Below are 21,868 nucleotides of genomic sequence, written 5' to 3' on the forward strand. Positions count from 1 at the left end.
AATTCGCACATATGTTTTGAATGCTAAGAAAAGGGGTTGTTTAGTTAGTGTTGTTCGAGCCATTCACGGGCAAATTGGGCATCGCGGCCAATTTGGGCTACCAGCTGTTCGATGCCAGCAAATTTTTGTTCGCCGCGAATATGCTGCAAAAAGCTGATTCGCAACGGGCGGCCATAAATATCTTCGTTGAAATCGAAAAGATGGGCCTCAACCGCCCGCCCAAGCACGCCAAAGGTTGGCCGAACGCCAATGTTGGTCACTGCGCCAAAACTGCGCCGATCATCAAGCAATTGCACCTTGCAGACATATACGCCATCTGCTGGCAACATGTGGTTGCTGGCGATTTGCACATTGGCGGTGGGAAAGCCAATTTTGCGCCCGCGCTGGTCGCCTGGCACAACCGTGCCTTGCAAGCTAAACGGTCGCCCAAGGTAGTGATTGGCGGTTTGCACATCGCCAGCGGCCAAGCAGGTGCGAATCGCGGTCGAGCTAACAATCTCATCATCAAGCGTCCAATAGGGAATTGGCTCAATTGTAAAGCCCAGCTCTTGCCCTAAATCCTGCAACACAGGCATTGTGCCAGCGCCACGGTGACCAAGCTTAAAATCTGGCCCAACCCACAATTCGCGCACTGGAACGTGATTTAACAATAGTTGTAAAAATGCCTTAGGGCTGAGTTGCGAGGTGGCCTGATTAAACGGCAGAACGGCCAAGAGATCGATGCCAATATCTTGCATTAATGCTGCGCGCTCGTTGATGGTGGTCAAATAGCGAATCTCACGCTCAGGCCGCAGAATCTCATCGGGATGCGGATCAAACGTCAGCACCGCACTATGGCAATCGAGCTGGCGAGCGCGTTCAACCAAACGGCGCAGAATGTGTTGATGAGCTTGATGCACACCATCAAACTTTCCAATCGTTAAGAGCGTCGGAGTTTTATACTGCACGCTGGCAAGTTCAGCAAAATGCATGGCCTAGTTCCAATTCATAAAGTTGCCAATATCGCCTCAAAAGATACCATTGTCACTGGTAAATAGCAAAGGATTTGCGATGAAGGATGAAGGATGAGGGATGAAGGATGAAGGATGAGGGATGAAGGCAGAAATCAAAAGTCAAAAGGCAGAAGGCAGAAATCACAATGATCAGGTAATCGACCCGACTATGAGCACAGCAGGATAATCAAGCAAATCTGTGTCAATCTGTGGCGAAAAATATTCATGGCGATAGGCTATAGGCTGTGGGCTAGCGGAAGATTATTCGTGCAATTCGTGCAATTCGTGGCTAAAAACAAAAACAGCCTTCGCCTCCTTTGTGTTCTTCGCGGTTTCAGCCCTTCGCGCTCTTCGTGGATCAATAATTCAACGCAGAGGCGCAGAGAAAGTGAGGCTATTTGCTATAGGTAGCATAGGTGAGTTTGGGTAGGGCGCTGAGGAAGCAACAAGCAACTGATCCCTAGCGCCCGAACCCCGACCCCTAGATTTATGCCTTCGCTCGAGAGCGCAACAGCAAGCCACCAAGCGTAACCAACCAAAGCTGCCATAAACTCCCACTGATCATCAACATTGGCCCAGCGCTGAGATTGTAGACCTCGATCAGCGGAATGAGCACGCTGAGCGCGACTACCAGCCCACTATAGCCAAGCCAGCGCGGCAATTGGCCTTGCCGAAGGATGCTCAACGCTACACCTGCGGTCCACAAGCCAGCAAACAAGGCTACGCCGATTTGTTCGCCAACTCCGCCAGCGTAGTTGTTGAAACTGGTATACAGCAACTCGATACTTGCGCGCAGGCTGGGATCGCTGGTTGTACTGTATTGTTCGGCCAAACTGGGCATCAACAAAAGCCAGCGCCCAATCCCTAGCAATTTGGCGAAGCCTGCCAAGATGCCAAAGCCTGCGCTTACCCGCAGCAAGCTGCTTTCGCTGCCCAAAATCTGCCAAAGCAACAAGGCAATTGGAATCAGCATGGTCGCCGAGACAAAGTAGGCTGTATAGCCCAAGGCAACTGCCGAGCGTTCTTGCAGCATCAAGGGCAAGGCTTGGGCGGCAGGGTTATCAAGGCTGGCGGGCCAATCGATGGCGCTACCGAGCACCAAAAATGTCAGCATAAAGATCAAAAATTGGCTAAAGAGCAGGCCTGCTGCCCAGCGATAGGTGCTGGTTATGCTGCGCTCGGGTTGGTTGATGGATGCGTAGCTGTTGCTGGCTATCATAGTCGTTCCTTTCTTAAGTTGGTTGGGCGATTGGCAATTGCAGTTCGATAATCGCAGGCTCGCGAATGCCGCCTTCTGAATCGTGAGCAGGCCCAGAGCGATGAAACTCGCGCAGCGGCCCAATAATTTGATAGTTGTGCAAGCCAACCCAGCCAAGTAGCGCCAAAACAGCCGCGTGAATCTCGCGAAAACTGCCTTCAAAGGCTAGCGTTGCCGCTAGTTCGAAGCTGGGCAGCGTTTGAAATGTGATGTTGCTAGCACTGATTTGGGGCAATTTGTCCTCGGCCAAGGTGACGGCTACCTCGATTGAAACATTGGTTTCGGCAAACTCCTGATTGTGGTAGGTGGTAATTTCTTGCTCTAGGATTGGAATGCGCTGCATGTGCAATTCTTGGTAGAGCGCTGTATAGAGTTGATGGCAGTAGTAGCCCATTTGATCGATGCTCGGCACAACCGCTTGGATACTGGCGATTGGCTGGGCCTTGGTCGATTTGAGCATCATGGCGTAGGGCCATGGCTGCTGCTCATGGTCGATTTGGGCTAAGCGAGCGCTGACTTCGGCCAACTGGGCTTGTTTTTTGGCCAAATCAGCTGTTAAACGGGCTTCTTGAAGGCGCAACATACCGCGCAATTGATCTGCCGAAAGATCGTCATGGTTCAATAATTCGCTAATTTGTTGTAGACTGAGGCCCAAGCCGTTGAGCGCAACAATTCGATGCAGCCGTGGCAATTGCTCGACCGTGTAATAGCGATAGCCCGTCCACTGATCGACCTGGCTTGGAATGAGCAAGCCCAACTTGTCGTAATGGCGTAACATCCGCACCGAAACTTGCGCTAAGCGTGAGAATTCACCAATCTTGAACATTGCAACCATCCTTGTGTAACGCTGCTGTTGATGCTACACCCTAGCACAGTGGTAGAGTCAAGCGCCAATTAATCGCAGCATTTCACCAACCGAGAGGAGTAGATCATGACGTATTGGTTTCGAGTTATGCTCTGGACAGTATTGGGCGTTATTGCCAGCTGTTTCGCGTTAATCGGCATTGCAATGTGTGCAATTAATATTTTTTTTGATCGCGATACTGCTGAGAATGCTCGAATTGCGCCAATTATTATTGATGAATCAATAGATGAGTGTAGTATTTCGCCAGCACGTAACTTTGTTTTAGCAACGACATTTAAAGACGGGGTTGGATCACAGAAAATCTATAATTTAAAAACTGGTGACGAAATTGCTTATCCTGATAATCCTGAAGCTGATCCTTATGGAAATAACAGCTATGGCGACCCATTAGGCTGGATTAATGACCCAACCCAAGATATTGTTTTAGTAGATCCATACTGGCTCGTTAACTTAACGACAGGAGAGGTGACAAAAGTTGAGCTATCGGCTAAGCAACAATCAACAGATTGGTGGGAGCCAATGTTAATCCCCGATGATTATGGAACATATGTAAAATCGCCTGATCAGCAGTATGTTGCTGATAATGGAAAGATTTATCGATCAGCTCGTGGATACCCGCCAGTGGGTGATTTAATTGTGGAATTTTCCAATATATATCCTGAAATTTGTAGTAATGCGTGGGAGCCAGATAGTAGTGGCTATTACTTCGCCGATGTCTATGGGCGGGGCAGAATGCTTGGACCACTGCGTTTCCTCAAAAATCCTGAGCGCTAGCGAGGCTTGAACATGCTGCTTAACGTGTATAAACAGCAAGAAAGGGATTGATTATGGCGATCACAATTCAGCGGCTTGAGGTTGGCGACGAGGCGATTATTCAGCAGTTGGCACTTGATGATGCGTTATTTGGGCTTGAACCTGATGATGATGAGCCATTAATTGCGCTTGACGATCAAGCGGCCCGCCAGTTTTTGGCCAATCCGGCGGTGCTCTATTGGGTCGCGCGCGAAGCCGAAGTGATTACTGGCTTTTTGTATTGTGTGGTCGTGCCGCTGCGTTCAGGCGCAGGCAGCGAAGTTTTGCTCTATGAGATTGGCGTACATCACCAGTGGCGACGCAACGGCATTGGCCAAGCCCTGTTGCAAACAATGGAAGCATGGATGGCGGTGCATGCAATGATCGCAGTCTGGGTGCTAGCCGATAATCCTGCTGCTACCACGTTTTATCAGGCCTGTGGCTTTGCGATTGAGGAAGAACAACCAACGTATTTGGTTAAGAACCTAGAAAGTATGAAGGATGAGGGATGAAGGATGAAATGCCAAAGTCAAAAATCAAAGATGAGGCTATTGGCTGTAGGCTATGGGCTATGGGAACAGCAATTAAGAAAATCGGTGGCAAAAAACATTCATGGCTATCGGAAGATTATTGGTGAAATTCGTGGTTCAACAATTGTGGCTGTTGGCTTTGGGTCAGCAACAACATAATCTCAAAAATCTGTGCCAATCTGGGGCTAAAAACATTCATGGCTGTGGGCTATAGGCTTTTAGCTAGCGGAAGATTATTGGTGCAATTCGTGGCTAAAAACAAAAACAGCCTTCGCGTCCTTTGTGTTCTTCGCGGTTTCAGCCCTTCGTGTCCTTCGTAGATCAGCTTTAACGCAGAGGCGCAGAGAAGATATGGCTATGGGCTATGGGCTAGCGGAACATGTGATGGTATGACACTGGTTCCAATAGCCTATAGCCCCTGACCCCTCGCTTACTGCCGACGGGCACGGTTTTTGGCGGCCCGCAAGCGTTCGATTGGATCTTCTGCTTCGTCAACGGCTTTGGTGGAATGTTCCGGTTTGCCCGTCAATGGCGCGGTTGGCGGGTTGTCTTTGGGCTTGACTTCGCGCTCGCTCTTATCACTGAACATTTGCTGACGCGCACGGCCCTTGGCCCCTTGCAGGCTGCTCATGGTGGCGGTTGGCGCAGCAGCAGCGGTTTGGCGTTCTTTGCGGGCTGTTTGCAAGGCCGTAAAATCTTTGCGCCGCAAATTAAGCCGACGGGCTGCAATATCAAGGAGCAGCAAAACTAGCGCTGCAAACAATAATCCCAAATCAATTGGCGTAGCGCGGCGTACTGCATCGAGCGTATGATCAAAGGCTTGGATTGGTTGGCTCAGGCTGCGGCCAGCAGTTGCTTTTGCCAAGGTGCTGAGCAATTCAGGGTTGGCTTGGCCTTGGCGATATTCAGGCGAGTAGGGCACGATCAAGCCCAACGTGCGGGCAAATGCTGGCTTGCCATTGGCATCATTGCCAACAACCTGAATCAAATAGGTGCCTGCAATGGGGCTGGCAACCCGTGCTCGATATTGGCCAGGCCCAACTTCGACCAAGGTTGCGTCGATAGCCTCGCCAGTTGGCCCAACCATACGCGCATTGACATTCATTGCAGTTTGGGGAGCGCCCTGCTCATCGGTGGCCACAATCTCAATTTGCACATCGCTGCCAATCAATGAAGCTTCGCCGCTCACGCTATCGTTGCTGATGCGCGGCAAGAGCCAGCCAACCAATTGGGCGGTGAAGCGCGGAAATTGATCCCACGTAACCCAATTGCTGGCCCACTTGCCCTTAAGATCGCTCGTCCAAGCGATGCTCCGGCCTAGCCCATATTGCCATTGGGCCAAGATTGGCGAGCCATCAGTTGCGGTCAAAATCACTTGGGCGTTGTCTTTTTCAACTGTGCCGTTGTAGCCCAACAGGCTTGGCAATCCCTCTTGCAAATCGGCCAGCACTGGGCTATCGCCAGCGTAGGCTGGAGTAAATTGCTCCTCAACGATGTAGGTGCCAACTGCTTGAATTGTTTCTTGCAAGAAGATTTGGGGCACTTCTTCCATGGCGCGGGCTGGATAATAGCGTCCGCCGCCAAGCTCTGCGTAGCGTTGCAAGGCGTTATCCGAGCCATTGCCAGCGGCAACGACCGAGAGCGTGATGCCATCTTTGTTCATATTTTCGGCAATGTTGCCAATATCGGTGGCATGGCCCCAGCCATCGGTCAACAGAATCGCATGTTTGATTTTGGCATCGCTTTGGCGCAATTGCTCGTAGGCAGCGTTCATGCCGCTAACCACGTTGGTTTGGCCATTGGGTGCTACCGGCGATAACGCCGCAACAACATCATCTTGGCTGGGAACTTTGTTGAGTTCAATCGTCCAGTGGGCTGCATCATCAAAGGTTACAACGCCCAATTTATCGTCTTTGCCCAACACAGCTGCTGCTTGGGCCACAGCTTCTTTGGCAATGTCGATCTTGCGCGTGCCACCACCAGCGCGGGCTGACATATCGCCACCGTTACAGTGACAAGCATCCATACTGCCCGATTTGTCGATGATAAACACCAAGGCAATGTCTGGGCGTTGCTGCCGATTGCGCACGTCCATACTGACTGGCAGGGCTTCTTCGATTGGCGTGGCGGTGTAGCCACCAACCCCAAAACTTTGGCGACCGCCGATCATTGCCAAGCCTCGTCCAAGATCGCCAACATACGAGCGCAGCAATTTTTGGGTATCTTGATCAATATCCCGCGAAGGCACATTCAGCAACAAAATCGCTTCATAATCGCTCAGCGCTGCTAAATCGGTCGGCAAGCCAGTTGCTGGCACCACTACAGGCACTAGATTGGCTGCTTCGAGCGCTGGCCGTAGCGCGCTAGCATCGCCAACTTCGCCTTCAACAAGCAACACTTTGGGCGGGCCGCCAATTTGCACCAACGAAGCCGCCACATTATTTTGAGCGCGGGTATCGTTGGTTGGCACAACTTGGGCGCTGTAGCGATGAAAGCCTTGATCGTTGACAACCAAGCTAGTGGTGAAGCTCGTCGTGCCAACTGGTAAACTAATCGCTTCTTCGAACACGATTTGCTCATCGGCACGCCAACGCAATTGAGCTGATTGCACCGTGTTGCTTTCGATTGTGGCGATCAGCTGAATCTCTTGGCCTGTGCGGGCTGCTGAGGGAGCGCGAAACGCGCTAATCGCCACTTCAGGGTTGCCTTGCTCGATGCCGGTTGGCACAATATCGATTGGCACATTGCGGCGTTGAGCAAGCGGAACCATTTCCAAGGCGCGGCCACTGTTCTCGCCACCATCGGAGAGCAACACAAGCCGTTTTTGGGTGTCGGCGGGAAAGAGCGCCAAACCAAGTTGCAGCGCCTCGCTAATGTCGGTGCGCGCCGCGATTGGCACCGATTGAATCGTGCCTAAGCGCTGAATATCCGATGGCACGCGCTCAACCAAGGCGTTCTCGCCAAAGACCACAACTGCCGCTTTATCGCCCTCTTGCATGCTTTGGAGCGCTTCAGCAATAAACTGCTCGTTGGTGGAGCGTTGGCTAGGGGCGATCGAATCGGAGCTATCGAGCAAAAACACTGTGGTCAAGTTTTGAACTGGTTGGCGCACTTGGGTTCCGGCGAGGCTGCCGATCAAGCACAGCAGCAACAGCGTGCGCAAGCCGAGCGCCCACCAGCGGCGTTGGCCGCTACGGCCACGGCTGTTGAACCAGCCCAACAGCCATACCAACGGTAGCGCCAGCAAAAACCATAGATATTCTGGTCGAACAAACGAGAGCATAACTTCACCCTAGCAAGGCCAAATGCCAACGGCATCGGGAGCCTCTCCATGAACAGCCTGCCCAGCAAAAACGCAGGGCGGTTGAATGTTACGGTTCAATTAGATTTCAACTGGATACGGCAGTTGGAGCTCGTCACCAGCAACGCCGCGAATGCCCCAATTGTGAGCTGGCGTTTCGATCAGCGTAATTTCTACATCCTGCGGTTGAATGCCATGCACTTTGGCAATTTGGCCAAACAACCCTTGAATTAAAGCTTTTTTGGCGGCAATGCTGCGCCCAGCAAAACAGCTAATTTCAATAATCAGATAGTTGCTTGAGCGATCAGCTGGCATCAACCAATCATCAGCTGCCATTGGAAAAAAGCGTTGAAAGCGCTTATTGGCTGGCAATTGAAAATGCTCAACCATACAGCTATGAATGGTTTCGGCTAAGGCTGCCTTGATTGGATTGAGGCTACTGGCTAAGCCATAGATTTCGATTTGCGCCATAAATCCTCGCTGTTTTTTAGGCTGCACTGCGGCGGGCATTCCACCAAAGTTTGAGCCGTGTCAAGGCGCTGCGTTGGGCAAAAACCCATTCAATCAAAACGAAAATTAATGCTGCCAAGGCTAACCAACGCCACCATTCTTCGCGGCCAGCTTTGGCTTGGGTGGTTTCGCTTGAGCCAACTTGGCCACCGCCAATTTGGGCTACATCAAGCACCTGCACTGGCGTGATTTTGGCTTCGCTTTCGCGATAGGCATTGACGACATAGCGTTGGCTGCGAGCAACTACGCCATCATTCAGCAATTCGACGCTATAAATGCCTGCTTGGTTCATGAGGCTGCCATCGAAGCTGATTAAGCCATTGCTTGGCGCTGCTTCGTGGGTTTTGCCGTCAGGCTGAATCAGCCGCACGCCGCTAATATCGTTGGTTACTGCAAAGGCAAATTCTTGGTCGGGCGGCAAAATCGCTGAATCGCCACCAGTGCCCGGGGCCAAGTAGCCAACCAAATTGGCAATCAACAAGGGAAACGAAATATTCAACGGCAAATCGGAATCGTGGGTGTCAAAGCCAAGCACTGCAATCCGCCGCCCATCAACTTCGCCAGCAATCAACAACGGCCCAGCAGCGCTATCGATGACGGTATGTGCCCACGGCGCATTTTCAATCCGTGCCGATTTCAAGATGTTGACCTCGCCAAGTTCGACGTTGCGCAACAATGGGTCATCGGTTGGGGCTGGCCGTGGCACTGGCCGATCCAAGCTGCCTGTGACCGAAAAATATTCGGTTGAGCGATAGGGCGCGATAAACAGCAAGTTGCCTGGTGGCAGTGGCTCTGGCAAGCTCGCATCAAGAATCGTCAACAAGGCCGTGTCGGTAAAGGTCGCAGTTTCCGTCAGATAGGCCGAAACTTGCACCCGTGGCATCAAGCCTAAAGCCGTGGCCAAAAAGCGATTGCCCGGCGTGACAAAGCGCACTGGAATTGCATCGCTTGAGGGCCGAATCGCCCACGCCACATCATCGCTGGGCAAGCTATCGCTGCCATCAAGCCGCGCCTCGACGGTGCTGGCGGTTGACGGCACATCGATATTGACGGTTTGATCTTGGCCGGGCAGAATTTCCAAGTCGTAGGCGTTGAACAACGTGTCATCGAGGGTCACCAACAAGCGGCGCGTGACCCGTTCTTGGCCTTGGTTGGTGACGCGGGCAAAAAAGGTCAGCGTGCCAGGCGCTAGCTCGTTCAAGGCAATTGCGGCAATTGCTTGGTTGTTGTTGCTGCTGCCAACCGGAAAATAGCGAATTTTGGCTGGCAAGGTTGCGCTCATTGGCACAGTCACTTGGCCATCGGTCAAAATTGCCACTTCTGATTCTTCTTCGCGGGCGGCCAAAGCTCCAGCCAAACTCAAGGCTTGCGACATATCCGAGCCGCCGCCCAAGCGCAATTCGATGCCTTCGATCGCGTCGCGAATTTCGCGGCGGTCGGTGGTGGCGGCAGCAGGCACATCAAGCTCGCCGCCGATTGCCATAATCGTAGCGCGTGCGCCATCGGGCAGCTGGTCGACCAAGCGAATCGCCTCGTTTTTGGCTGCTTCAAGCCGATTGGCCTCAACATCGGTTGCGCCCATCGAAGCCGAGCGATCAATAATTACAATGAGATTTTGCCCACTAACCCCAACGGTTTCGCGAAACGGTCGCGCGATTGCAAACGCTAACAGCAAGGCAATCAGCAATTGCAGCCAGAGCAACCAATTGTGGCGTAGGCGTTGCCACGGCGCGTTGGCCTCAACATCGCGTACCAATTGATTCCACAAAAAGGTTGAAGAAACCGTTCGTTCCTCGCGACGCAGGCGCAAAATGTACATGGCTACAATCCCAGCCAAAACCGTACCGCCTGCGATAAACATTAATGGTGCAATGAATCCCATAACTATCTACTCACTCTGCTAGCTGCGCATCGGCATGATATTGCGCAAATTGTTGCAACGCCATCTGCTGATCGGCTGGCGATTTAAAGGCTCGCTTGGGAATAACCACCAAACGATTATTCTTGGACATCAAAATAATATGTTCTGCTTCATCCAAGATTGTTTGAATGAAAATCCATTTAAATTCAATATTCCAATAAACATTTGTTTGTTGAATATAGGTTGGATAGATATTTACTGTTAATGGTGTTTCAAAGCTGATATGCTCAGTTTGATAGTTTTTTTTGAAATAATCTAAAGTAAATTCACGCATATCGCGATTGCTATAAACGACCCAGCCACTAATTAGCATCAAGCCGACTACAATTAACCATACTGATAATTGATCAACTTGAATCAGCGAAGCGATAAAAAATGCAATCATTCCTATGCCTAAAACGTACAGTAATAGCACATAATAGCGATTTAAATTAAGTGCTTCTTGATATTTTGGTACATGCTTAAAGATTGCTAAATGTGCTGCTTGATAATCATTAAAATCAAGCTGATACTCTAATTCAATTGGTTGCATATTAAACCTTATGCTTTACTGCAACAACTGTATCGCGTGGGCCTGCTTGGGCTTCAGCTCGCCGAACTTTGGCTTTGGCTTCTGCATCTGGCAACAGATTACCTGCATCATCAACAATCGACACATAGATAACATTGGCTGATTCTTGGCGATGGCGCGTAATTCGTGGATCGTCGATGATTTCATCACGTTCTAAATAGCCAATGTAGCGAATGCCACGATAACAAGAAAGCAGGCTGGCAATAATCAAGATAGCGCCGATAAACGGTCTATTTAATTGGGTTGCAACATATATTCCTGCAATCAACAAAACAATCGTTAAGCCATAGACAAAACGCCGTAAGCGTTTAAATTTATCCTTCTCCATTTGTCCCTCAAACTCTAGCGCACAATTTGGCGTTCACGTAAGACTGAAACTAACAATGATTCTAGTGGCAAGCTGGTATCAACAAAGATATAGTTGATGCCGCGGGTTGTGCAAAAATGCTCAACTTCTTCGCGCCATGCTTGCAAGCGCTCAACATAACGTTGCAATAAATCGAGATCAGCACTAATATCGAGTGCCTCGCCACCTTCAGCGTCGAGCAATTTTAAATCGCCCTCGAATGGTGGGTTTAGCTCATCTGGTGAGAGCACATGCAGCACCGTTATCTCAAATGGGCGGCGGCCAAGCGTGCGCAAGGCTTCTTCCCAATCGGGTGTGAGCAAATCGCTACACAACAAGAGCGGCCCAGCAACCCGTGCAGTTTGCACATAGCGGCGGCTGGCTTGCAACAAACTGGTATTGCCGTTGCCTTTAAGTTGGCTGAGCAAGTTGAATAAGGGTGGCACGCCTGCCCGCCCACGCCCAGCAGGAATCCGTTGCTCGTTGCCGCCACCAAAACTGGTTACTTGGGCGCGATCAAGGCTGGCTAAGGCGATGTAGCCCAAGGCTCCCGCTGCTTGCGCTGCATAGCGCAGCTTGTTTGGCTCACCCCAATCCATCGAAGCGCTGGTGTCAATCAACAAGTGGAGCGTAATTTCTTCTTCGGCCACAAACAGCTTGAGGAAGAACTTCTCCAAGCGGGCATATAAATTCCAGTCGATTTGGCGAAAGTCGTCGCCGGGCGTGTAAGGCTTGAAATCGGCGTATTCAACCGACGAGCCACGGCGTGGCGAGCGACGTTCGCCTTGCATCTGGCCTGCAATATTGCGGCGCGTCAGCAGCGCCAAACGATCCAATTGTTTTAAGAATTGTGGTTCAAATAGCGCTGCTTGTTCGCTCATGTCAACATCTCCACACTCAACCAAGGATTATTGATTTTGGCTTGCCAAGGTGATTGCTGCATCGAAGCCTTCCATTGGGTAGGCACCAGGAATGATGTAGTTGCCAATGAAAAAGGCTGGCGTGCCAGTTGCTTGAGCAGCGACGGCCTCGGCGGTTTCAGCGTTAACTTGGGCTAAGACTGCTGGGTCTGCTTGGCATTGGGCAAAGGTTGTTGGGTTCAAGCCCAATTCTTCTGCATACTTGAGCATTGTTTTGGGTGCAAGGCTAGGATCAATGCCCCACTCGCTGGCGCGCACAAACAAGATGTCGTACATCTCCCAAAATTTGCCTTGATCCATGGCGCAGAAGCTGGCAACACCGGCTGCTGGCGCTGAGGTATGGCTTTCGACGGCGATATAGTTGCGGAATACATAGCGCACTTTGCCAGTGTCGATATATTTGGCCTTCAGGTCAGGAAAAACCGAGACATGATGGCGCTGGCAGAATGGGCATTGGAAATCGCTATATTCAACAATCGTCACTGGCGCGTTCGGATCGCCAAGTGAGCGTTGGTCGTCGGCAGGAATTTGGGCTGGCTTGGCCAACGGAATAAATTCGCTGGCAATGCCCAACGTATCTTTGGTTGGCGGCGGCGCAGGCGTTGATGGCACAATCGTTGGGCGAATACTGACTTGACGGCCTGTATCAGCTTCGTAGCTGCCACAGCTGGCCAAAACGAGAGCCAAGATGATTAGGGCAATACGGCGGGTCATGCTTCTTCCTTAATTGATTCCAAAATGCTATTAACGATGCTTTCGCTATTAACTCCCTCAGCTTGACCCTCAAACGACAAGATAATCCGGTGGCGCAAGGTTGGGGTTGCCATATCGCGCAAATCGCGGTAGGCCACATTGGTGCGGCCATCAAGCAAGGCGCTAATTTTGCCAGCCAAAATCAAGGCTTGCATGCCCCGAGGGCTGGAGCCATAGCTAACATAGCGTTTGACTTGCTCTGGTGCGAGCGCACTGTCTGGATGGGTTGCGCTAATAATGCGGGCGGCATAGCTCAACACATGGGTCGCAACGGGCACCGAACGCGCCATCTGTTGCAGCTGAATCAAGGTCGCGCCATTAATCACTTTTTGCGGCTTGGCTTGATCCGTGCCAGTGGTGCGTTGGGCAATTTCTACCAACTCTTGCGGTGATGGAAATGGCACATTAATTTTGAAGAAGAAACGGTCGAGCTGCGCTTCTGGCAGCGGGTAAGTTCCTTCCATTTCGAGTGGGTTTTGGGTTGCGAGCACAAAGAATGGCTCTTCGAGCTTGTAGCTGGTGCGGGCCACACTGACCGTATGTTCTTGCATGGCCTCAAGCAGTGCCGATTGGGTTTTTGGCGTTGCGCGGTTAATTTCATCGGCCAGCACAAGGTTGGAAAAAATCGGCCCGCGTTGGAAGCGGAACTCTTTTTGACCTTGTTCATCTTCGGCGATGATCGTGGTACCGATGATGTCAGCAGGCATCAAGTCGGGGGTAAACTGAATCCGACTGAATTGGCAATCGACAGCATCAGAAAGCGTCCGAATTAGGGTGGTTTTGGCCAAGCCAGGCACACCTTCGAGCAAGGCATTGCCGCCTGCCAGCAAGGTAATTAATGTTTGGCGGATCAAGGCACGTTGCCCTACAATCACTTTGCCTATTTCAGCCTCAATGGCAGCGGCAGTGCGCCGAAACATCTCAGCATCGCGTTCAGTGTATTGCATCCAAACTCCTTATCAACAAAAGGCTATAGGTCTCTGAATCATACCTGATTCAAGCAAAAACCTATAGCCTCGAACCTAAAACTCTTGCTCTTCGCTACGTGAGTTGTGTTGTGGCATAAACCAACAGAGCAATTGTGGTGAGCAAAAAGCCCATCCAGCCGAGCGCAGTAGCAGCAAACGAAATCGTCATTGCACGTTGGCTGATGTTGAAGCGTCGCGTCGCGACCAACAGGGTCCACATACCGCCTGCAAGCAGGCTTAGAAACACGAACTCAAGGGCTAGAAACATAGAATCCTCTTACTGTTCCAATTGGTTAAAGTAGTCACGGATAAAGTTCTTCAGTTGTGGTGGGATGTATCCGCTATCCACAGCCCGACCTGCCGATTCTTGGTAGTCCGGGTTGGCTTGATTATAAGGTACTTGCGAGCCATTGGCGATGCCAGGCCCTGTGCTGCCGCTTGGTTGGCTTGGGGCGCTGCCGCTGCCATTGGGCTGACCAGTCACATTGCTTGGGTTATTGGGGTCGCCTGGTTTCCAAGGTTGGTAGACCATACCTTTGTCGTTGCCAGTGCCCGGGAAGGTGCGGTCGTTGCGGCCTGTGCCATTGCCGCTGCCGTTGCTGTTGCCGCTGCCAAGATTCCCTGCTTGGCTGCCACCGCCGCCACCAGCACCATTGCCCTGGCCTTGACCCTGACCTTGGCCCTGACCTTGACCTTGACCTTGGCCCTGACCCTGACCTTGACCTTGGCCCTGACCCTGACCTTGGCCTTGACCTTGACCTTGGCCTTGACCTTGTTGACCTTGTTGGCCTTGCTGACCTTGTTGGCCTTGTTGACCTTGTTGGCCTTGCTGGCCAGCTTGCTGATTTTGTTGGCCTGGTTGGCCAGCTTGGGCTGCTTGATCGCGGCTATTTTGGACTTCGCTCAAGGCTTGTTCAACGCCTTCTTGGTCCTGCAATTGTTCAGCGCTTTGGCTGGCTTGATTGCTGGCGCGTTGCAAGGCTGAGCGGGCATCGGCAAGATTGCCACTGCGTAAGGCGCTCGCAGCATCGCGCAACGATTGGGCCATTTCTGGATTGGTTGCAGCGGTTTGGTTGGCTTGTTGCTCAAGCGCATTGGCCAATTGCTCGCGCTGCTCAGGAGTCATCTTTTCTGCATCCTGGGCTGCTTGCTCAAGCTCTTTGGCTGCGTCGCTGGCCTCTGGGCGTTGCTCTTGGCTGGCACCACGCTGGTTTTTGAGCGCTTGGGCTAGCTCTTGCAACGAGGCTTGACGTGCGCTGGCCCGTGAATCCAAACGCTTTTGCAGTTGTTGCTCGGTGCGCGAGATTTTCGCGAGCGCATCTTCGCGTGAGCCAGTATTTTCGCGCAAATCCTTGGATAATTCAGCCAATTGGCGATCCAATTCGGCGCGTTCTTCTGGCGAAAGTTTTTCGTCTTTGGCAATTTCTTGGCGCGTTTCATCGATGCGGTCAGCGATCCGTTCGAGATCGGTTTTGACGGCTTCGCGTTCAGCTAAGACATTGCTTTGAATATTCGGTAATACGGCAGAGGTGATGCCCAGCATTAAAAATAATGCTGCCAAGCCCCACCACAAGCGATGTTTGCGCGGTGGTGCAACCCGAATATCCTTGGCATTGGCATTGCGGGCTTTATCGAGCGCATCGTTATATTGCACGTCATCGAGTGGCCCGCGATCATCGCGTTTGTGCAATTCGAGCGCGGTCGATAGTCGTTCGCGCAAATCAAGCTCAAGATCGCTGCGTTGGGCGATGCGGCTGCTCGATTGTGGGCGCAGGGCTACCACCAATAAGGCAACCAGCCAAATTGCGAAGGGAACTAATGACCACAATGTCCAGTTGGGAATCGGGAAGAGCCGACCTGCGCCTTGAATTAAAGCAAAGCCAAGAGCAGGGAGCCAAAATGTGCGACTCAGCCATTGCAATGTATCGGCAAGGCGTAAGCGCCGCCCGAATGGGCGTAGCAGATGAACAATCTCGGTTGGTTGTGCCATACCTAATCTCCTTCGCCGCATTATACACGACTCATGTGCTGAGCGAGATTAATATTTGGCGACAGTCACTTTTACTTTAGCTGCCGCTAACAATTGCATATAAAAAGGGTATCGACAGAAGCATAACGACAAATAATGCGGCTGAAATTTTGTCTGACAATCGTTCCATTGGGAACCCCCTTTGTGTTTGCCTATCAATAGAACGTCAACCATGCACAGATTGTTCCACGCCCTATCCTAGAAGATTTTGGCGTGCTTGAAAATGATGCAAAGCTGATGAATATGTGAAGCAAGGTATAATAGCGACGTTTGGTTTCAATTTGCAATGAAAGGGTTTTACGTGAAACGGATTTTGCTTTCGATGCTGGTTGCGGTGAGCTTAGTTGGCTGTGGCGAGATTACGCGGCCTGAAAACCCGACTGTTGTGCCAACCTCAGCCACCGCAGGTGTTGATATTTCAGATGTTTCGGCAGTTATTCCTGCCTTGCCTGCTGGCTTAGAAGCCAAGCAAACCGCAAGTGGCTTGCGCTATGTCGATATTGTGGTTGGCACTGGCCCTGAAGTAATCGCTGGCTCAACTGCTGAAGTCTATTACACTGGCTACCTTAAATCAGATGGCTCACAATTCGATTCAAACGTTGGTAGCCAAGCATTTGCGGTCGAAAACGTCGGTAGTGCGATGGTTATCACTGGTTGGAATGAAGGCTTGATTGGCATGAAACAAGGTGGCAAGCGCCGCTTGATCATTCCTTCAGCCTTGGCCTATGGCGCACAAGGGCAAGGGACAATTCCTGGCAACGCCGATTTGGTGTTTGATGTTGAGGTAACTGTCGTTCGTTAGGACAACAATCAGTTCTAGCATTTTTAACCACGAAGAGCACGAAGAACACAAAGATGGGCTATCGAGTTTGGGGTATTTCAACTAAAACTCCGATAGCCCATAGCCTATAGCCATACATTCTCTGCGCTTCTGCGGTAAAGACTTGATCCACAAAGTGCCCGAATACTGAGTTTGTAGCTACAAATTATGTTCCCATAGCCAAAAGTGTAATGGTTCATCACATTAACCACCATATTTCTTTTCCACCCTTCCGTCCCGCCAGCGGGAGACGCAGGGGGCTTTAATCCCCCTGCACCCTCTCAAGGACAATTCGTGACCGAACCGCATCTGTTGATGAACCTGCGGATGGGTGGTGTTCCGTCGAAACCAACCCTTGGGATAGGGTTGCGATGCGGGAATGCTGCGGTTGCTAACGCAATGCACCAGTACATCTATGTTCTATGCTCTATGCTCTATGTTCTATGCTCTTTTGTGAACGCCGATGAAACACATCGATCACTAAGACTAAGACCAACGAGATTGCGCCAAGCAGCAAGGCAGCGCTATAGGCTCCCGCGTATTGGCGGTCGTCGAGGGCGCGGAAAATATAGACGGTTGCGGTTTCGGTGCGGCCTTGAATCCCGCCGCTAATCACCAACACCGCTCCGAATTCGCCCAAGGCGCGCGCACACGTGAGTCCTAAGCCATACAAAAAGGCCCAACGCAATGCCGGAAAGGTCACTAAGCGGAAGGTTTGCCAGCCACTTGCGCCCAAGGTTGCGGCGGCCTCTTCTTGCTTGCGCCCAAAGGCTTCGAGCACCGGCATCAATTCGCGTATCATGAACGGCAAGGTCACAAACAGGGTTGCCAAAATCATGCCTGGCAGGGCAAAGGCAATTTGCCAGCCCATGGCCTCGGTCAGCGGCTTAAGCACGCCGTTGCGGCCAAAAAGCACAATCAACGTGAAGCCCACAATCACTGGCGACATGGCAAATGGCAAATCGAGCAAGCGATTGATCAGTGCTTTGCCCATAAATTGATGGCGCACCAACACCCACGCCACCAGCGTGCCAAAGATGCCATGAATCGCCACTACCACCAAACAAATGATGATGGTCAGGCCAAACGAGCGTAGCACATGCGGGTGCTGCAAGGCTTCAAGCATTGCAGGCAGACCTTCGCGAAACGCACCAAACACAATCGCACCTAACGGGGCAATGATCAACATGCCCATATAGCCCACGACAATGCTAATTAATAGCCATTTGCGCCAGTTCATGGCTGTACCTCCTGCCGGCGGCGACTGAGCCAATCAACCAAGGTCATCGTGCCAAGCGCAATCGCCAACATCACCAATGACATGGCGCTTGCATCGCGTTGGCTGCCCGATTCGATTTCGCCATAGACGTAAATGGCGGCAGTTTGCGAGCGCAAGGGAATATTGCCAGCAACCACCACAATCGCGCCAAATTCGCCAATCGCACGGGCAAAACTCAGCAATGTGCCCGAAACCAAGGCTGGCAGCAGCGCAGGCAAGGTGACGCGCCAAAAAATTTGCCAAGCTGGCGCGCCTAAAGTAGCCGCAGCCTCTTCACTTGACCGATCAAGGTTGATCAAGACTGGCTGAACCGAGCGCACCACAAAGGGAAATGAGGTAAACAGTAGCGCCAGAATAATGCCTGAGGGGGCGAAAATCACTTTCCAGCCAAGCTGCTGATCGAGCCAGCTGCCAATCGCTGCTTGCGGCCCATACAAAATCACCAGCATCACGCCAGTGACCAAGGTGGGGATGGCAAATGGCAAATCCACTACAGCATTGAGCAGCGTTTTGCCGGGAAATTCATAGCGCACCAGCACGAAGGCGGTTAATAAGCCCATGACGGCATTAATCAACGCCATCACAAGGCCAGTCCAAATGGTGAGCCAAATCGCATGGCGGGCAATTGGCGAGCTAATGATGCTGGTGATTGATTCAACGCCAGCACCCAGCCCATCGACAACCACAACAATTAATGGCAATACCAAAAATACTGCCAAATAGGTTAAGGCAGCGCCGCGGATACTCCAACGACCCCACGGTAAACGTGGGGTCGTGCGTTCAATTGTTTGGGTTGTCATTGCTGTACCTGCGCTAGCACTTTGGCATAAACGCCGTTATCGCCAAAGTATTCAGGCGTGGCTTTGCTCCAGCCGCCAAATTCATTGATTGTAAATTGATCAGTAATGGCGGGATAGCGCTCAGCAGTGGCCTTGGCAACATCGGCATCGACCGAGCGCAAGCCAAATTCAGCAAACACTTCTTGGGCTTCGCGGCTGTGTAAGAAATTGATAAAGGCTTCGACTGCTTGGCGATTGCCATGTTTTTCAACCGATTTGTCGATCAAGGCAATCGGGTTTTCGATCAAAATGGTTGACGATGGAATGACCATTTCATATTTTTGGCCGCCTTTTTGGCCAACCAGCACTTCATTTTCATAGGTAATTGCCACATCGCCAACACCTTTTTCAAAGTTGGTGATGCTTTCGCGTGCGCCTTTGTCGAACACGACGACATTTTTGAGCACGCTGGCCAAGAAGGCTTGGGCTGCTTCGTCGTTGGCTGGCACACCAGTGACATGGCCACGCTTGGCTGCGCCATACAAGGCCAAAATATTCCATTGTGCGCCGCCGCTGGTGCGTGGGTCGGGAGTCAAAATTTGCACGCCAGGCTTGGCCAAATCGGCCCAATCTTGGATGCCTTTGGGGTTGCCTTCGCGCACTGCAAAGACCACAACCGAGGTGCTGACCATGCCCGAGTGCGTGCCAGCTTTCCAATCGTGAGTAATCAGGCCTGCATCGCTGATGCGGTTAATATCGGCTTCGAGCGAAAGCGCTGCTAAATCGGCCTCAAAACCTTCGACAATCGCCCGTGATTGCGCGCCCGAACCTTGGTAAGATTCTTCAAACTTGACCTCGCCGCCAGTATCGGCCTTCCATTTTGCTTGGAACAGTGGAATTAATTTGGCATAGGCTTCGCGCGGCGTGGTATATGCGCCCAAGGTGATGGTGGTAACTGCGCCATTGCCGCTGGTGGTGGTTGGGCTGGCTTCGCCACATGCTGCCAACAATGCGACGATTAACAAGCTCAATAAGCTAAAATGCAAACGTTTCATGCCACTGTCTCCAAAACATTCAAAGCCAGCCGTTCAGGCATTGGCTGAAGATAACTTGAACGAATAATCAAAACTGGTACGCTAAGTTGGCTCAAGAGTGGGCCAACCACGCTGCCAAGGTCGTAATTGCTGCTGTAGGCTCCCAGTGGCGCGCCAACAATTACCAGATCATAGCCCCCGCGTTTGATCTCGGCATTGATGGTTTGCGCGATGTTGCCAACCAGCACTTTGCTGTCGGTCACAACTTCATGGCGACGTAAACTAGCGGCGCTGCTTTGTAAAAATCGCTCGAGGCGGTCAATATCGTTGGTTTGGGTTGCTACCGAAATCAGGGTTGCGCTTGCGCCCACCGATCCCAGTAAGCGTCCGGCAAACGCTACATCTTCTTTGCTTGGCTCGCCATCGCTTAGGCAAATAAGGGCTTTGCTGCATGCTTTGGCGGTTGGTGGCACGAGCAGTACATGCTGTTGGGCCACGCTCAATAATTGGGTTGCATCACGTTCTGCATTGCGTGCTTCCGTGCCGAGCACCACAATATCGCAGGGTTCGTGTTCGGTTTCGCGGCGCACAGTTTCGCTCAAACTGGTGGTTGATAAACGGGTTTGTAGATGCGGCAAGCCAGCGCCAAGCTGCTCACGCACTGCTTGGATGCGAGTGCGCAACCCAGCTTCGTTACCATCGCGGGCTACGACCGTCGCGCGGGCATGAGCCAAACGTGCCAAGTTGCCACCGATATTCAAGGCTGTTTCGGCGACTGGCTGGCTATCGGAAATCATTAAGACATTCAGGCCACGTTGGCTGAGGGCATGCAAACGGCGCACGCCGATCCACAATTGATCGCCGCTGTGAATTGGCAAATTACGGGCTTCATCTGGGTTACGCAGGGCATCGATCAAAATTGCGTGCTCGCCAAAAGGCCGCACTGGCGCAATCGAGTGCACGTCGGGCAACGCTGGCAAACGCAGGCGAATCCGTTCAAATGCACCAACAAAGGTTTGGGTTTCGACGGTGGCTTGGCCTAGCGATGGCGAGCGCAAGGCAGCTTCGGTTTTGGCCAAAACCACATCTTCTGGGCGAATGACGACTTGCACGGCAGGATGATGCTCGGCGGTGCTTGATGTTTGCAGCGGGAAGGTCATCGACCCAACTTGTACCCCAACATCGTTGCACTGGCCAAGCAGCACATTGGCGCTGCCAAGGAAGGTGGCGACAAATTCAGTTTGTGGGCGTTGATAGAGTTCATTGGGCGTGCCAACTTCGAGCAAACGGCCCATATTCATCACGCCAAGTCGGTCGGCCAATTCAAAGGCTTCTTCTTGATCGTGGGTCACGAAAATCGTCGTAATGCCCAGTTCGCGTTGAATGCTGCGCAAATTGCGGCGCAAATCGGTGCGAATTTTGGCATCGAGTGCGCCAAATGGCTCGTCGAGCAGCAAAACTGCTGGGTTGTGGGCCAAGGCGCGGGCTAAGGCTACCCGTTGTTGTTGGCCGCCAGAAAGTTGGCGTGGCAAACGCTTGCCCAAGCCTGCCAAGCCGACGAGTTCTAATAATTGGTCGCGGCGTTCGCTGCGTTGCTTGCGCTCGACCTTGCGAATGCGTAAGGCAAATTCAACATTTTCGGCGACTGTCATATGTTCAAACAGCGCATAATTTTGGAAAACAAAGCCCACATCGCGGGCCTGAGGATTCAAATCGGTAACATCGCGGCCATGGAGCACAATCCGGCCAGTATCGACTGGAGCCAAGCCTGCGATCATGCGCAAAATCGTGCTTTTGCCACTTCCGCTCGGGCCTAGCAACACAAAAAATTCAGCATCATGAATTTGTAATGCCACTTTATTGACCACCGCATGTTGCTCGTAGCGTTTGGTCAGTTGATCAAGCACAATCGACATCGCACCCTCCTTATGGTTCCAAGCATGTTCCAGCTATGTTCCAATTCGGTTCCAAATTGGCTAACTGGCGCGTCGTTGGGCTAGTTGCCTGTTTGATCGATCAACCGAGCGCATCCGTGGGTGATGCTGCTAGGCGGGTTGGCCATACCGCATAGGCGTTCCAATTCAATCAAACGTGTGGTGTTTCTAGCTACTCTTATCATCACACCTGCCAATTCCAAAGCTTGTTCCAAAAGAGGGGTCAGGATTCAGGGGCGAGGGGCCAGTTTGCGGGAACCGCGAAG

General features: G+C 51.8%; 21 protein-coding genes. 4 read left to right on the forward strand and 17 right to left on the reverse strand.

The genetic code is table 11. From position 1 onward, the window contains the following. Window positions 1-44: 44 nt before the first annotated feature. From JOD20_RS02895 to JOD20_RS02905, 3 genes are all read right to left on the reverse strand, one after another. Entirely contained in the window at window positions 45-971 is a 927-nt protein-coding gene (locus JOD20_RS02895) for a bifunctional riboflavin kinase/FAD synthetase (protein WP_204753820.1), read from the reverse strand. A gap of 508 nt (window positions 972-1,479) precedes the next feature. Beyond that, window positions 1,480-2,211 (reverse strand): DUF4386 domain-containing protein, encoded by a 732-nt coding sequence (locus JOD20_RS02900; protein WP_204753821.1) that lies wholly within the window; start codon window positions 2,209-2,211, stop codon window positions 1,480-1,482. 13 nt (window positions 2,212-2,224) lie between these two features. Next, entirely contained in the window at window positions 2,225-3,076 is an 852-nt protein-coding gene (locus tag JOD20_RS02905; protein ID WP_204753822.1) for a MerR family transcriptional regulator, read from the reverse strand. Between the two features lie 105 nt (window positions 3,077-3,181). Between JOD20_RS02905 and JOD20_RS02910 the strand changes: the two genes are divergently transcribed. Genes JOD20_RS02910 through JOD20_RS02920 form a run of 3 tightly spaced genes read left to right on the forward strand, consistent with a single transcriptional unit; the run spans window position 3,182 to window position 4,596 of the window. Continuing rightward, window positions 3,182-3,889, forward strand: coding sequence for a hypothetical protein (locus tag JOD20_RS02910; RefSeq protein ID WP_204753823.1), 708 nt, complete (start codon window positions 3,182-3,184; stop codon window positions 3,887-3,889). 53 nt (window positions 3,890-3,942) lie between these two features. Next, window positions 3,943-4,419, forward strand: coding sequence for a GNAT family N-acetyltransferase (locus JOD20_RS02915; protein ID WP_204753824.1), 477 nt, complete (start codon window positions 3,943-3,945; stop codon window positions 4,417-4,419). Between the two features lie 3 nt (window positions 4,420-4,422). Then, on the forward strand, window positions 4,423-4,596 hold the full coding sequence (locus tag JOD20_RS02920) for a hypothetical protein (RefSeq protein ID WP_204753825.1): 174 nt from the start codon (window positions 4,423-4,425) through the stop codon (window positions 4,594-4,596). 271 nt (window positions 4,597-4,867) lie between these two features. Here JOD20_RS02920 and JOD20_RS02925 read toward each other — a convergent pair whose 3' ends face one another. From JOD20_RS02925 to JOD20_RS02970, 10 genes are all read right to left on the reverse strand, one after another. Next, the gene (locus JOD20_RS02925) at window positions 4,868-7,720 is read right to left on the reverse strand and encodes a VWA domain-containing protein (protein ID WP_204753826.1); all 2,853 of its coding nucleotides are present in this window, start codon (window positions 7,718-7,720) and stop codon (window positions 4,868-4,870) included. Between the two features lie 99 nt (window positions 7,721-7,819). After that, the gene (locus JOD20_RS02930; protein ID WP_204753827.1) at window positions 7,820-8,209 is read right to left on the reverse strand and encodes a tautomerase family protein; all 390 of its coding nucleotides are present in this window, start codon (window positions 8,207-8,209) and stop codon (window positions 7,820-7,822) included. A gap of 16 nt (window positions 8,210-8,225) precedes the next feature. After that, window positions 8,226-10,130, reverse strand: a complete 1,905-nt coding sequence (locus tag JOD20_RS02935; RefSeq protein WP_204753828.1) for a VWA domain-containing protein — start codon at window positions 10,128-10,130, stop codon at window positions 8,226-8,228. A gap of 10 nt (window positions 10,131-10,140) precedes the next feature. Next, window positions 10,141-10,701 (reverse strand): YcxB family protein, encoded by a 561-nt coding sequence (locus tag JOD20_RS02940; RefSeq protein WP_204753829.1) that lies wholly within the window; start codon window positions 10,699-10,701, stop codon window positions 10,141-10,143. A gap of 1 nt (window position 10,702) precedes the next feature. Next, complete coding sequence (locus JOD20_RS02945) at window positions 10,703-11,068, reverse strand: hypothetical protein (protein ID WP_204753830.1); 366 nt, start codon at window positions 11,066-11,068, stop codon at window positions 10,703-10,705. Between the two features lie 14 nt (window positions 11,069-11,082). After that, window positions 11,083-11,967, reverse strand: coding sequence for a DUF58 domain-containing protein (locus JOD20_RS02950; protein ID WP_204753831.1), 885 nt, complete (start codon window positions 11,965-11,967; stop codon window positions 11,083-11,085). Between the two features lie 27 nt (window positions 11,968-11,994). Continuing rightward, entirely contained in the window at window positions 11,995-12,720 is a 726-nt protein-coding gene (locus JOD20_RS02955) for a DsbA family protein (protein WP_204753832.1), read from the reverse strand. Further along, window positions 12,717-13,706, reverse strand: a complete 990-nt coding sequence (locus tag JOD20_RS02960) for an AAA family ATPase (RefSeq protein ID WP_054536848.1) — start codon at window positions 13,704-13,706, stop codon at window positions 12,717-12,719. Before JOD20_RS02960 ends, JOD20_RS02955 begins: the two co-directional genes overlap by 4 nt. Before the next feature lie 94 nt (window positions 13,707-13,800). Continuing rightward, window positions 13,801-13,995 (reverse strand): hypothetical protein, encoded by a 195-nt coding sequence (locus tag JOD20_RS02965; protein WP_054536849.1) that lies wholly within the window; start codon window positions 13,993-13,995, stop codon window positions 13,801-13,803. Between the two features lie 9 nt (window positions 13,996-14,004). Further along, on the reverse strand, window positions 14,005-15,717 hold the full coding sequence (locus tag JOD20_RS02970) for a coiled-coil domain-containing protein (RefSeq protein ID WP_204753833.1): 1,713 nt from the start codon (window positions 15,715-15,717) through the stop codon (window positions 14,005-14,007). A gap of 340 nt (window positions 15,718-16,057) precedes the next feature. On the opposite strand from JOD20_RS02970, the gene JOD20_RS02975 reads away from it, so the two are divergent. Beyond that, window positions 16,058-16,558, forward strand: a complete 501-nt coding sequence (locus tag JOD20_RS02975; RefSeq protein WP_338034169.1) for an FKBP-type peptidyl-prolyl cis-trans isomerase — start codon at window positions 16,058-16,060, stop codon at window positions 16,556-16,558. Window positions 16,559-17,003: 445 nt separating this feature from the next. Here the strand turns inward: JOD20_RS02975 and JOD20_RS02980 are convergent, their stop codons facing one another. The 4 genes from JOD20_RS02980 to JOD20_RS02995 are packed head-to-tail and all read right to left on the reverse strand — an operon-like array spanning window position 17,004 to window position 21,584. After that, window positions 17,004-17,816 carry a sulfate ABC transporter permease gene (locus JOD20_RS02980; protein ID WP_204753834.1) on the reverse strand — a complete coding sequence of 271 codons (813 nt, stop codon included), beginning with the start codon at window positions 17,814-17,816 and terminating at the stop codon, window positions 17,004-17,006. Beyond that, window positions 17,813-18,655, reverse strand: coding sequence for a sulfate ABC transporter permease subunit CysT (gene cysT / locus JOD20_RS02985; protein ID WP_204753835.1), 843 nt, complete (start codon window positions 18,653-18,655; stop codon window positions 17,813-17,815). The genes JOD20_RS02980 and cysT overlap by 4 nt, the downstream gene beginning before the upstream one ends. Then, window positions 18,652-19,689 (reverse strand): sulfate ABC transporter substrate-binding protein, encoded by a 1,038-nt coding sequence (locus JOD20_RS02990; RefSeq protein ID WP_204753836.1) that lies wholly within the window; start codon window positions 19,687-19,689, stop codon window positions 18,652-18,654. The genes cysT and JOD20_RS02990 overlap by 4 nt, the downstream gene beginning before the upstream one ends. Next, window positions 19,686-21,584: an ATP-binding cassette domain-containing protein gene (locus tag JOD20_RS02995; protein ID WP_204753837.1), complete on the reverse strand. Its 1,899-nt coding sequence runs from the start codon at window positions 21,582-21,584 to the stop codon at window positions 19,686-19,688. The genes JOD20_RS02990 and JOD20_RS02995 overlap by 4 nt, the downstream gene beginning before the upstream one ends. Window positions 21,585-21,868: the final 284 nt, after the last annotated feature.

Source organism: Herpetosiphon giganteus, from assembly GCF_016907925.1.
Classification (GTDB): Bacteria; Chloroflexota; Chloroflexia; order Chloroflexales; family Herpetosiphonaceae; genus Herpetosiphon; species Herpetosiphon giganteus.